The sequence below is a fragment of the Yersinia aldovae ATCC 35236 genome, assembly GCF_000173735.1.
GTDB classification, from domain to species: Bacteria; Pseudomonadota; Gammaproteobacteria; order Enterobacterales; family Enterobacteriaceae; genus Yersinia; species Yersinia aldovae.
In genome coordinates this window covers 21,811-33,272 of sequence record NZ_ACCB01000047.1, presented here as the reverse complement: position 1 = coordinate 33,272, position 11,462 = coordinate 21,811, and the positions used below count along the sequence as shown (strand labels likewise).

Below are 11,462 nucleotides of genomic sequence, written 5' to 3'. Positions count from 1 at the left end.
ACTGGAACTGGCAAACAGTAGCGAAGAATGTTACGCCGGATTGCTGCATGGACTGAATTTTATCGGGGATACTTTTGTGACCTTTGCCGATAACGATGTGTTGGATTTCTCAGCAGAAAGTTTGTGCCAGTTAGGCCATTGTCTGGCATCAATCAGTATCCTGTTACCCGCCCTCACTCAATTGCAAGCATCAGCAAACGCTAAGCTCACTAACAACGAGTTGACCAGGCAATAAATTTCACCGGCTTCCGCTACTATTATCTTTAGCGGAAGCGGTATAAAACTCCTTTAACTACACCTGTAACTCGTTATTTTAACGTGGAAAAATGTTTGTCCTAAAATGATGTTGGCTAATTGCTCGACAGAATCTCATCGGGTTATAGTCACACCGCAGCGGTAAAATCCTTTACCGGATTTGGCAGTCCGGCATAAGCCAAAGCGCATGACGTAAATACGGTTACATGGGTAATAAGCAAGAAATGGTGAGCTGGGTGGGGCATTGCAAGGTGCGCCGGTTTCTTGGTGACTGGTCTGTCAACCCCACCCAGCTCAGCACCTATAGAGATGAAAATCTCAAGATGGCGATCTAAATCCCGTCAACCAAAAAAACGATTATTATTAATTCAACGGCCAGATTGGCGATCCAATAACTCGTCGTAGTACAAGGAAGCACTTATGAAAATTGCAGAAGTATTGAGACAAAAAGCCGCACTAGAAATGGCCCTAAAAATTGCCTATTGTTTACTGGCAGAAGGGGTTGATCGCACTCTGGTAAAGGAACTGACTGGCCTACGTGATGAAGACCTGACTTAATAACACGGTCAGTTCACTGGCTCCCCCCGTTTTAATGGGCGATATTGCGTTAGACATCGCCTTGTTTCTACTCTTTTTACACCTTATCTATTCAATATTTTTATTTTTCACCTCTCTTTATTAACCTTGATAACAGCTATTTTGACAATAGAAATGAAAAAATTACGTGATGCTATAACCTCTCGTTCACCTGAGAGCCAGCAACGAATTAAAGAAATGGCCGATGAAATGATTCTGAAAACCAGATTGCAGATAATGCAGAAAGAGGTAGATCTACCATGACGGAAGATCAGCTAAAAGCTGCAGTTGGCTACACGACTGAGGCGAAAAAGTTCTTCAAGGATCTAGCTCATCGCTTGCCGCAACATGAGGAGCTAATCATGACGATTGTACAGGAAGTGGAACAACAAGCTGCACAAGAAATGGCGCTAAAAATTGCCCACAAGATGCTAATTAATGGTTTTGAACGCAATAAAGTAATGAGGCTGACTGGCCTAAATGATGAGGTACTGACAAAAACGACGACTAGCTGACCGAAAACACCATGATCTTGACAGGCGATGTCGCGTTGATGTCGCCTTGTTTCTACTCTTTTTGCACTTTATTGATTCCGCGAGGTGATTCTTCGCATATATTTATTCATCAATATAACTCATTAATTTTACAGAAAAAATGTTTATCCTAAAGCGGGTTAGGCTGCGCTGGCATATCCGAAGCTTTAAACAGCGTTTTGATAGCACTTACATCCGTATCTTGCTGCGCATGCCATAGGTCATAGCCGGACTGCATCGCCAGCCAGTGGCGAGCGGTACCAATTCCAGCGGCTTCGAGCTTTACGGCCATTTCAGGGCTGATCGCTGATTCTCCACGCATAACACGTGAAAGGGTAGACGGGGCAACGCCCAGTGCGCGCGCTGCGGCGTTAATCGATAACGCCAAATCTTCCAGTGACTCAGCGATGATGCCGCCAGGGTGCGGGGGGTTAAACATAGTCATCAGTGGTAATCCTCTAAATCTAAAATGTATGCGTCGCCGTCCTTAAATTCGAACGTGATCCGCCAGTTTGCCCGCACGGTGATTGAATATGTTCCTTTACGGTTCCCTGTCAGGGGGTGGAGCTTATAGTGAGGAAAGGCGGCGATTTCATCCAACGTTTCTGCGCTATCAATCACATAAAGCCGTTGCCGTATCCGCTCCACATCCTTCTTATCACTTAAAACCCCTTTTGGGCTGCCTGTCATGAAAAACTGTTGTAATCCCTTATGTTTCCACGTTTTTATCACTGCTCTTTCCCTGCGTTATTGCGCGCTGTGCAATGCTATCTTAATACAGTATTGCACAGCGCGCAATGGGCGATAAAAACTAAGCGCTGACGGAAAGGTTGTACAGAGTTGTATGAACGTCCAGGCAGCTAAGGATAAGGAAAATACTCACTGTTTGTAATCGATTGAAGGAAATGTGAAGTAAAACACGCATTCTGGACACCTGATCAACGGTGATATTATCACCACGATAACCCTCTATTTTTACAGAAAAAATGTTTGTCCTAAAGTGATGCTGGTTGATTGCACGGCAGAACTTCGCTGGGCTATAGTCACACCGCAGCGGCAAAATCCGCTGTCGGGATTAGCGTCTCGGAATTCATTGAAACGCACGGCCGTAGATTCGGCTATTATGTGCAGGCACAGTGACACCTGTAATAAGTAAGCAATGGTGAACTGGGCGGGGGCATCGCAAGATGCGCCGGGTTCTTCGATGACCGGTTACGCTAACCCCGTCCAGTTCACCACCCTCTGAGGTTAGCGTCTCTTGGTGGTGATGATCTCTCCCATCGAAGAGGTAGTCATCATGGATTTGACGACTAAACACCTATCATTATTGACCTGCACTATCATTGTTATTCCCACACCTGTTTCTTCATCTGCCCCTCTGCTGCCGGAGGTGCGCTATGTACGATGACACTCCCCGCGAAGTAGAAGAACTTATCGACCACTGCCGTGCGCTGATTTACGCCATCGTCACGCTGGAATCACAGGAAGTGAAAGAAATACTCAATTTTGTCTTACAACAGCAAATAGACTTGTTACACAACACCTATCAGCAAGATCTTAACGAGCTTCTAGTGACCGCTTAACAACACTGCGCCTAAGGCATCGTGAGGTGCCTTTTCTGTCATGAAATATGAGTCAATAAACGGATTGCAATCCTTACCGTGTAAGACTAAAATTAACTCAACCTCATTTAGGTTATGTCAAGGATGACAAAATAATGGATTTTTTGCAGTTTATTGAAACCCCGTTCTTTTCCAAACAACGGGAGATTTTATTGACCGAAGATGAGTTCAGGGAGTTTCAGCAAGTATTATTGTTAGACCCATATTCAGGAGCATTAATTGTGGGTACTGGCGGTGTGCGAAAAGTAAGATTTGCCATCGGTCAGAAAGGAAAAAGTGGTGGTGTTCGCGTCATTTATTACTATCAGGAACCACAAGGTAGGATATGGCTTTTTACTGTCTACCCCAAAAATCAAAAAGATACGCTGACAAATAGTGAAAAACAGCAATTCAAAGATGTGATAATACAAATCAAAGGGAGTGCGTTATGAGTGATTTTTTCAATGATTTAATGACATCCGCGAAGCAGGCCGTTGCTATTAGTCATGGTGAATTAGATGCAGGCCGAGTGACTCCGGTTGCTATCCCTGATGTAAAAGAAATCAGAAAGAAAACAGGGTATAAGCAAAAAGACTTTGCGCAACTTGTTGGAGTGAGTCCCTCGTTGGTTGAGGCATGGGAACAACATAGGAGAATTCCATCAGGCAGCTCACTTAAGCTATTGATCATGATTGACAAGCATCCCTCCCTCATTAATGAGCTTTCAGGCATTTAGCCGCTCTCGCAAAATCTCTTATAATCTGTAGTTGTGCCAAAACTGGCACAACGCTATCCCGCTGCTTAAGCACTTAATCCCTGCAATCCTACTCTCCCCCAATTAACGGAGAGTAACCTTATGGGTGACTACCACCACGGTGTCCGTATTGTTGAAATCAACGACGGCACCCGCGTTATTTCCACTGTTTCTACCGCCGTTGTCGGTATGGTCTGCACTGGAGATGATGCTGATGCAGCTACATTTCCGCTTAATACGCCGGTATTGATCACTGATCTGCTCGCCGCTGCCGCTAAGGCGGGCAAAAAAGGCACACTGGCGGCATCGTTGCTGGCGATTGCGGATCAGGCCCGTCCGGTCACTATTGTGGTGCGCGTGGCCACTGGCAGTAACGGGGCCGGAACAGCGACCAATCTTATCGGCGGAGTTGACCAAAATGGCCGCTATACCGGCATGAAAGCGCTGTTAGATGCACAGTCTGTTACCGGTGTGCGCCCGCGTATTCTTGGTGTGCCAGGACTGGACAGTCTGCATGTTTCGACCGCTCTGGCAGGTATCTGTCAGCAGTTGGGTGCTTTTGGTTATATCAGCGCCTATGGCTGCAAAACCAGCAAGGAAGCCTTGAAATACCGCGAAAATTTCAGTCAGCGCGAGCTAATGATGATCTGGCCGGATTTTCTGAGCTGGAACACCTCCACCAACCGCAGCAGCGTAGCTTATGCCACTGCCTGCGCCCTCGGTTTGCGTGCCAAGATTGACCAAAAAATCGGCTGGCATAAAACCCTGTCTAACGTCGGCGTGAATGGCGTGACCGGTATCTCTGCCAGCGTATTTTGGGATTTACAGGCAGCGGGTACTGATGCCGATTTACTCAATCAGGCCGGTGTCACCACGCTCATTCGCTCCAATGGTTTTCGTTTTTGGGGTAACCGCACTTGCTCTGACGACCCGCTTTTTCTGTTTGAAAACTATGTCCGTACCGCGCAAGTACTGGCCGACACTATGGCTGAGGCGCACCAGTGGGCAGTTGATAAGCCCATGACCACGACGCTGATCCGCGACATCGTCGAAGGTATCAAAGCCAAATTTCGTGAGTTGAAGTCTAACGGCTACCTCATTGACGCCAATTGCTGGTATGACGACAGCGCCAACGATAAAGACACCCTCAAAGCCGGCAAGCTGTTTATTGATTACGACTACACGCCGGTACCACCGCTGGAAAACCTCACTCTGCGTCAGCGTATCACCGATAAATATCTGGTGAACTTCGGCGCAACAGCAAACGGCTAAGGAGCGAAAATCTGATGGGAATGCCGCGCAAATTGAAATATCTCAACCTATTCAATGATGGTTTGAGTTATATGGGCGTGGTCAGTTCGGTGACCTTGCCAAAGCTGACCCGCAAGCTGGAGAACTATCGCGGTGGCGGGATGAATGGCTCCGCGGCAGTCGATTTGGGGCTGGATGATGATGCACTTGCTACGGAGTGGACACTCGGCGGCCTGCCCGATGAAACCATTTGGGCGCAATACGCCACACCGGGCGCGTCAGATGTGCCGCTGCGCTTTGCAGGTTCTTATCAGCGTGATGATACCGGTGAGATGGTGGCGGTGGAAATCGTGCTGCGTGGTCGTCACAAAGAAATCGACGGCGGTGATAACAAGCAGGGCGAGAACAGCGAAACCAAAATCTCGACTCAATGCACCTACTACAAACTGACGTTCGATGGCAAAGAGCTGATCGAAATTGACGTGATTAACATGATTGAAAAGGTCAACGGTATCGACCGGCTGGCGCAGCATCGCAAAAATATCGGTGTGTAATTTCCCTGATTTTATTGGAGAGAAAAATGATGGCCAGAACCAAAGGCACCGCAAATAAGGCGAATAGCCAAAATGAGAACGTCGTGACACTGGAAAATCCCATCAAGCGCGGCGATACCCTGATTGAAACTATCACCCTGATTAAGCCCAATGCCGGAACCTTACGCGGCGTGAGTTTGCAGGATGTAGCGACCTCCGACGTTAACGCTTTGATTAAGGTGCTGCCACGCATGACTTATCCGTCCCTGACTGAGCATGAGGTAGTGAATTTGGAGCTGCCGGACATGATTGCGCTGGCGGGGCAGGTGATCGGTTTTTTGTCGCCGAACTCGGTGCGTTAGCGTTTCCTGCTCGTTTGTCGGTCGACGATTTGATAGCGGATATCGCGGTGATTTTCCACTGGCCGCCGTCAGAACTTTATCCCTTGAGTTTGACCGAACTTATTCTTTGGCGCGATAAGGCGCTGCAACGAAGCGGGAATACCGATGAGCAATAATCTTAAATTGCAGGTGCTACTGAGCGCGGTTGATCGCGCCAGCCGCCCGTTTAAAGCGATCCAGGCCGCGAGTAAATCCTTGTCTGGTGATATTCGCCATACACAGAAAATCCTCAAAAACTTAAACGCGCAGGCAGGGCAGATTGAGGGTTTTCGCAAAACCAGCGCACAGTTGGCGGTGACCCATCAAGCGCTGAAGAAAGCCAAACAGCAAGCCGCCGAGCTGGCGATTCAGTTTAGAAATACCGAAAAACCGACCCGCGCACAGGTGCAGGTGATGGAGGCCGTCAAACGCGCGGCTTCTGAGTTGCAACTCAACTATAACGGGTTGCGCTTATCGGTACAGCGCCAGCGCCAAGCGCTACAGCAGTCGGGTATCAATACCCGAACATTATCCCATGATCAGCTCCGCCTCAAAACGTCGATTAATGAAACGACCACCAGCCTCAATCGCCAGCGCGAGGCGTTAGCGCGTAACAGTCAGCAACAGGCCAAACTTAACCGTATTAGCCAGCGTTATCAGAGCGGTAAGGTGGTGGCCGGAAATCTGGCCGGTGCGGGGGCTGCCGGCGTCGGTGTGGCGACCTCTGGAGCGGTGAGCGGAGCCGCTGTTTTAAAACCCGGTTATGACTTTGCGCAGAAAAACTCTGAGCTACAGGCGGTGCTGGGTCTGGCGAAAAACAGCGCTGATATGCAGGCATTGCGCACACAGGCGCGCCAGCTCGGTGATACCACCGCAGCGTCTGCCGATGATGCTGCTGCTGCACAGATCATCATCGCCAAATCTGGCGCAGACAAAGACAGCATTCTGGCTGCCACGCCAGTGACGTTGAATATGTCGCTCGCCAACAAAAAAAGCATGGAAGAAAACGCCACTTTGCTGATGGGGGTTAAATCTGCATTTGGTCTGAGCAATGACAAAACCGCGCATATTGGTGATGTTATCTCGGCGGCGATGAACCAAACGGCGGCTAACTTTGCCGGGTTGAGCGACACGCTGACCTATGCCGCGCCGGTGGCAAAAAATGCCGGTATCAGCGTCGAAGAAACCGCCGCGATGGCGGGGGCGTTAGCCGATGCCAAAATCACCGGTTCAATGGCCGGAACCGGCAGCCGTGCGGTTATCACCCGCTTACAAGCTCCGGTCGGTAAAGCCCATGATGCGCTCGACGAGTTAGGGGTTAACACCGCTGACCGTAAGGGTAATATGCGGCCATTGTTTACCTTGCTGAAAGAAATGCAAAACAGCTTTGAGAAAAATAAGCTCGGTACCGCCCAGCGCGCCGAGTATATGAAAGCTATTTTCGGTGAGGAAGCCTCATCCGCTGCCGTACTGATGGAGGGCGCGGCGTCGGGCAAGCTTGACCGTTTGACCAAGATGTTTCAGGCGTCTGACGGCAAGACCGCAGAACTGCTCAACATCATGCAAGACAACCTCGGCGGCGATTTTAAAGCCTTGCAATCTGCCTATGCAGCGGTAGGAACTGACCTGTTTGACCAGCAGGAATCCTCGCTACGTAAGCTGACTCAAACCACCACTCACTATGTGCTCCAACTCGACCAGTGGGTGCAAAAAAATAAAGGGTTATCCGCAGGTATCCTCAAGATTGTTGGTATCGGTGTGGCAGTGATTGGCGTGCTTGGGGCCGTTGGTCTGGTGGCGTGGCCGGTGGTGATGGGGATTAATGCCATTATCGCCGGAGCCAGTTTACTCGGGACGGTTTTCACTGCGGTAGCGGGTGGCATCATTACGGCGCTCGGGGCGCTAACCTGGCCGATTGTCGGCATTGCGGTGGCGATTGTCGCCGGAGCGTTACTTATTCGTCAGTATTGGCAGCCGATCAGTGCTTTTTTTGCTGGCGTGGTGGCGGGGCTAAAAGCCATTTTTGCACCGCTGGCTGAGCTGTTTGCTCCTTTGCAGCCGGTGTTTGATTGGCTTGGAGAAAAGCTACAGGCGGCGTGGCATGGGTTTAGTGAGCTGATCGCGCCGGTTAAATCGACTCAACAGTCGCTTGATAGCTGCCGCAATGCGGGTATTGAGTTTGGGCGCGCACTGGCCGACGCCTTGACCGCACCGCTCAAAGTATTCAACAAGCTGCGCGCGGGTATTGATTGGTTACTGGAAAAACTCGGCCTGCTCAAAAGCGAGTCGGCGGATATTGAGGTTAACGCCAGCAAGGTGAACACGGGCGGTTATTCCCCGAGTGGCGGATTGCTAAGCGCTAATTATGCACCGGTGACGGCAAACGGTGGCGACTACACCGACCAAAGCCAGAACCATTATCAGCTCGATATTACTATTCCTCCCGATCAAAACCGTGCAGATGCCAAAAACATGATCCGCGAAGTGTTGGAAGAGAGAGAGCGCCAACGCCGTGCCGCCGCGCGTTCGCGCATGAATACCGATTAAGGATCTGCCCATATGATGCTAACCCTCGGGCTGTTTGTGTTTCAGCTCCAGACATTGCCTTATCAATCACTACAACACAGCCTTGATTATCGCTGGCCGTCCAACAGTCGCATAGGCCAGCGGCCTGCCTATCAGTTTTTAGGTGTTGGCGAGGAAAAAATCATGTTGTCTGGCGTGTTGTTGCCCGAAATCACCGGCGGTGTGCTGTCATTGCTGGCGCTAAAAATCATGGCTGAGCAGGGCAAGGCGTGGCCGTTACTCGGCGGCGATGGCACGATTTATGGTATGTATACAGTCGCCAGTATCACTCAGACCCACAGTGTGTTTTTTAGTGATGGTCGCGCGCGCCGTATCGAGTTCAGCATGACGCTAAATCGCGTGGATGAGTCACTAAAAGTGATGTTTGGCGATCTGCAACAACAAGCCCGCGACCTGCTGCAACAGGTCGCTGGGAGATTACCATGATGACCGGCGCGGCGGTCACACCGGCATTTATGCTCACACTCGGCGGTCATGACATTACCGCCAATCTCAGCTCCCGCCTGATCTCACTGACCATGACCGATAATCGCGGTTTTGAGGCTGACCAACTTGATATTGAGCTGGATGATAGCGACGGCCAGGTCGCCATGCCCGTACGCGGGGCGGTATTGTCGCTGTTTCTTGGCTGGCAGGGGGCGGCGCTGATAAGCAAAGGCCAATTTACCGTCGATGAAATTGAACATCGCGGCGCACCGGATATCCTGACGATTCGCGCCCGTAGCGCCGATTTTCGTGGTTCGCTCAATTCACGTCGCGAAGCCTCTTATCACGACACCACACTCGGCGCAGTGGTAACGCAAATTGCGCAGAGTAATAAGCTGGTGGCCTCACTGGCGCGAGACCTTGCCGAGATTCACATCCCGCATATCGACCAGTCGCAAGAGTCCGATATTAAGTTTCTTACCCGTCTGGCTGAACGCAATGGTGCCGAGGTGTCAGTCAAAGCCGGTAAGCTGCTTTTTCTCAAAGCCGGGAGGGGAATGACGGCCAGCGGTAAGCCGATCCCGATGACGGTCATTGAACGTAGCGACGGCGACCGCCATCAGTTTGCGATCGCCGACCGCCATGCTTACAGCGGTGTGACCGCTAACTGGCTGCATACCAAAGACCCTCAGCCCAAAAAACAGCAGGTAAAACTCCAACGCAAGGCCAAGCCACAGCACTTGCGCGCATTGCAGCATCCCAAAGCCAGGCCAACCACCCCCAAGGCCATCAAACCGCCGGAAGAAAGGCAGGGCGAGTATCTGGCCGGAGAAGCCGATAACGTACTGGTGTTAACCACGGTGTACGCCAGCAAGGCACAAGCGATGCGGGCGGCTCAGGCCAAGTGGGACAAACTGCAACGCAGTGTGGCCGAGTTTTCGATAAATCTCGCCATCGGCCGTGCGGATCTCTATCCCGAAACGCCGGTCACGCTGAAAGGGTTTAAAAGTGTGATAGACCAGCAGACGTGGACTATCACCAAAGTGACCCATTACCTCGGCGATAATGGCTACACGACGGCGCTGGCGCTTGAGGTGAAGCTCTCTGATGTTGAGTATCAGGAAGAAAATCAGGATGCGAGATAAGCATAATTCATTGTTTCAAAAAGAATAAAACAAATAATATCACTGACTTAAACGCAGCCCGTTGAGGTAATTAACATGTTTCATTGCCCACTCTGTCGAGAATCAGCCCATGCCCGTTCCAGTCGCTACCTGAGTGAGAACACTAAGGAGCGGTATCACCAGTGCCAAAATATAAATTGCGGTCATACATTCAAGACCATGGAGACATTCGAAAGCTCGATTATGCGACCCGGCGAAGTGACGCCAGCGATCCCTCATCCGGAGCGAAGCGGTCAACAAAACCTTTGGATGTAGCCGTTACGATAAAGCCCCAAAATTTGGGGCTTTTTTTCGATGTGGTCAATGTGTGGACATTGAGTGAAATAAATCCTTTTATTTCATGTTGATAGTGATAAATGAATATCACCATCCCTGTCTTTCGCCCTCCATGATGGAGGGCTTTTTTTTATTCCATTTCCGTTATACTAACAATCCTTAAATATCATTTGGAATGAGTTATGGATCCGCAATACGGGCGCTGGGTTAAAGCTGCCGCGCTTAGTGCTACGGTGTTGGCGTCAATTTTACTGATTATTAAAATTTTTGCCTGGTTGCATACCGGATCGGTGAGTTTGTTGGCGGCATTAGTCGATTCCTTAGTGGATCTGGCCGCCTCGATGACCAATCTTTTTGTGGTGCGTTACTCCCTGCAACCCGCCGATGAAGAGCATACTTTTGGTCATGGTAAAGCGGAGTCACTGGCCGCGTTGGCGCAAAGCATGTTTATCTCCGGTTCTGCACTGTTTCTGTTCCTGACCGGCTTTCAGCATTTGGCTTCACCGGAGCCGTTGCAAGACCCTGGTGTAGGTATCGGCGTCACGTTAGTCGCATTATTCAGTACAATGATATTAGTCACATTTCAGCGCTGGGTGGTGCGAAAAACGCAGAGTCAGGCTATCCGTGCCGATATGCTGCACTATCAATCTGATGTGCTGATGAATGGTGCTATTCTTATTGCGTTGGCACTCAGTTGGTATGGTTTTCACCGCGCTGATGCGATGTTTGCATTGGGGATTGGGGTTTATATTCTTTATAGCGCGTTACGTATGGGCTATGAAGCGGTGCAAGCCTTGCTGGATCGTGCATTACCCGATGACGAGCGGCAGGAAATTATTGATATCGTGACCTCATGGCCCGGAGTGATTGGCGCTCATGACCTGCGTACTCGCCAGTCGGGGCCAACACGTTTTATTCAGCTTCATCTTGAGATGGAAGATATGGTGCCCTTGATGGAGGCCCATATTTTGGCTGAGCAAGTTGAACGTGCCTTGCTGCATCGTTTCCCCGGCGCGGATGTTCTTATCCATCAGGACCCCTGCTCTGTGGTGCCAAAAGAGCGTCATGCACATTGGGAGTTATAATTGATTCATCAAATGCGGGTAA

Annotated in this window: 17 protein-coding genes and 2 pseudogenes; 17 read left to right on the top strand and 2 right to left on the bottom strand. The window is 50.1% G+C overall.

Going from position 1 to position 11,462, the window contains the following annotated elements; all coding sequences use genetic code 11:
* The 4 genes and pseudogenes from YALDO0001_RS16960 to YALDO0001_RS19760 form a co-directional block, all read left to right on the top strand.
* On the top strand, positions 1-235 hold a 235-nt coding region (locus tag YALDO0001_RS16960), incomplete at its 5' end, for a hypothetical protein (protein ID WP_042840382.1).
* Positions 236-675: 440 nt separating this feature from the next.
* Positions 676-813, top strand: coding sequence for an Rpn/YhgA-type helix-turn-helix domain-containing protein (locus YALDO0001_RS21525; RefSeq protein WP_004704847.1), 138 nt, complete (start codon positions 676-678; stop codon positions 811-813).
* A gap of 153 nt (positions 814-966) precedes the next feature.
* Positions 967-1,089 (top strand): annotated as a pseudogene (locus YALDO0001_RS22570) (transcriptional regulator); the annotation flags it as partial.
* A gap of 2 nt (positions 1,090-1,091) precedes the next feature.
* Entirely contained in the window at positions 1,092-1,346 is a 255-nt protein-coding gene (locus YALDO0001_RS19760; RefSeq protein ID WP_049596201.1) for an Rpn/YhgA-type helix-turn-helix domain-containing protein, read from the top strand.
* A 148-nt stretch (positions 1,347-1,494) separates the two neighbouring features.
* Here YALDO0001_RS19760 and YALDO0001_RS16950 read toward each other — a convergent pair whose 3' ends face one another.
* Complete coding sequence (locus YALDO0001_RS16950; RefSeq protein ID WP_042840381.1) at positions 1,495-1,809, bottom strand: HigA family addiction module antitoxin; 315 nt, start codon at positions 1,807-1,809, stop codon at positions 1,495-1,497.
* Entirely contained in the window at positions 1,809-2,096 is a 288-nt protein-coding gene (locus tag YALDO0001_RS16945; protein WP_042840380.1) for a type II toxin-antitoxin system RelE/ParE family toxin, read from the bottom strand. Before YALDO0001_RS16945 ends, YALDO0001_RS16950 begins: the two co-directional genes overlap by 1 nt.
* 427 nt (positions 2,097-2,523) lie before the next feature.
* Between YALDO0001_RS16945 and YALDO0001_RS22565 the strand changes: the two are divergent.
* The 13 genes and pseudogenes from YALDO0001_RS22565 to fieF all read left to right on the top strand — a co-directional run.
* A pseudogene (locus YALDO0001_RS22565) lies at positions 2,524-2,604 on the top strand (ash family protein); the annotation flags it as partial.
* A 157-nt stretch (positions 2,605-2,761) separates the two neighbouring features.
* Complete coding sequence (locus YALDO0001_RS16940) at positions 2,762-2,947, top strand: hypothetical protein (RefSeq protein ID WP_004704838.1); 186 nt, start codon at positions 2,762-2,764, stop codon at positions 2,945-2,947.
* Between the two features lie 134 nt (positions 2,948-3,081).
* Positions 3,082-3,417: a type II toxin-antitoxin system RelE/ParE family toxin gene (locus YALDO0001_RS16935; RefSeq protein ID WP_004704837.1), complete on the top strand. Its 336-nt coding sequence runs from the start codon at positions 3,082-3,084 to the stop codon at positions 3,415-3,417.
* Entirely contained in the window at positions 3,414-3,701 is a 288-nt protein-coding gene (gene nadS, locus YALDO0001_RS16930; protein ID WP_042840378.1) for a NadS family protein, read from the top strand. The genes YALDO0001_RS16935 and nadS overlap by 4 nt, the downstream gene beginning before the upstream one ends.
* 120 nt (positions 3,702-3,821) lie before the next feature.
* On the top strand, positions 3,822-4,991 hold the full coding sequence (locus YALDO0001_RS16925; RefSeq protein WP_004704832.1) for a phage tail sheath protein: 1,170 nt from the start codon (positions 3,822-3,824) through the stop codon (positions 4,989-4,991).
* Positions 4,992-5,005: 14 nt separating this feature from the next.
* A complete protein-coding gene (locus YALDO0001_RS16920) occupies positions 5,006-5,524 on the top strand; it encodes a phage major tail tube protein (RefSeq protein WP_004704830.1) in 519 nt (172 codons plus the stop codon).
* A 26-nt stretch (positions 5,525-5,550) separates the two neighbouring features.
* Positions 5,551-5,865 carry a phage tail assembly protein gene (locus YALDO0001_RS16915; RefSeq protein ID WP_042840376.1) on the top strand — a complete coding sequence of 105 codons (315 nt, stop codon included), beginning with the start codon at positions 5,551-5,553 and terminating at the stop codon, positions 5,863-5,865.
* A 14-nt stretch (positions 5,866-5,879) separates the two neighbouring features.
* Positions 5,880-6,020 carry a GpE family phage tail protein gene (locus tag YALDO0001_RS20410; RefSeq protein WP_071986424.1) on the top strand — a complete coding sequence of 47 codons (141 nt, stop codon included), beginning with the start codon at positions 5,880-5,882 and terminating at the stop codon, positions 6,018-6,020.
* On the top strand, positions 6,010-8,430 hold the full coding sequence (locus YALDO0001_RS16910; protein ID WP_042840375.1) for a phage tail tape measure protein: 2,421 nt from the start codon (positions 6,010-6,012) through the stop codon (positions 8,428-8,430). Before YALDO0001_RS20410 ends, YALDO0001_RS16910 begins: the two co-directional genes overlap by 11 nt.
* A 12-nt stretch (positions 8,431-8,442) precedes the next feature.
* Positions 8,443-8,895 (top strand): phage tail protein, encoded by a 453-nt coding sequence (locus tag YALDO0001_RS16905; RefSeq protein ID WP_042840373.1) that lies wholly within the window; start codon positions 8,443-8,445, stop codon positions 8,893-8,895.
* Positions 8,892-10,040: a phage late control D family protein gene (locus YALDO0001_RS16900; protein ID WP_042840372.1), complete on the top strand. Its 1,149-nt coding sequence runs from the start codon at positions 8,892-8,894 to the stop codon at positions 10,038-10,040. Before YALDO0001_RS16905 ends, YALDO0001_RS16900 begins: the two co-directional genes overlap by 4 nt.
* Positions 10,041-10,115: 75 nt before the next feature.
* Positions 10,116-10,334, top strand: a complete 219-nt coding sequence (locus tag YALDO0001_RS20405; protein WP_071986423.1) for a DNA-binding transcriptional regulator — start codon at positions 10,116-10,118, stop codon at positions 10,332-10,334.
* 203 nt (positions 10,335-10,537) lie between these two features.
* Complete coding sequence (gene fieF, locus YALDO0001_RS16895; RefSeq protein WP_004704820.1) at positions 10,538-11,440, top strand: CDF family cation-efflux transporter FieF; 903 nt, start codon at positions 10,538-10,540, stop codon at positions 11,438-11,440.
* The last annotated feature ends 22 nt before the right edge of the window (positions 11,441-11,462 follow it).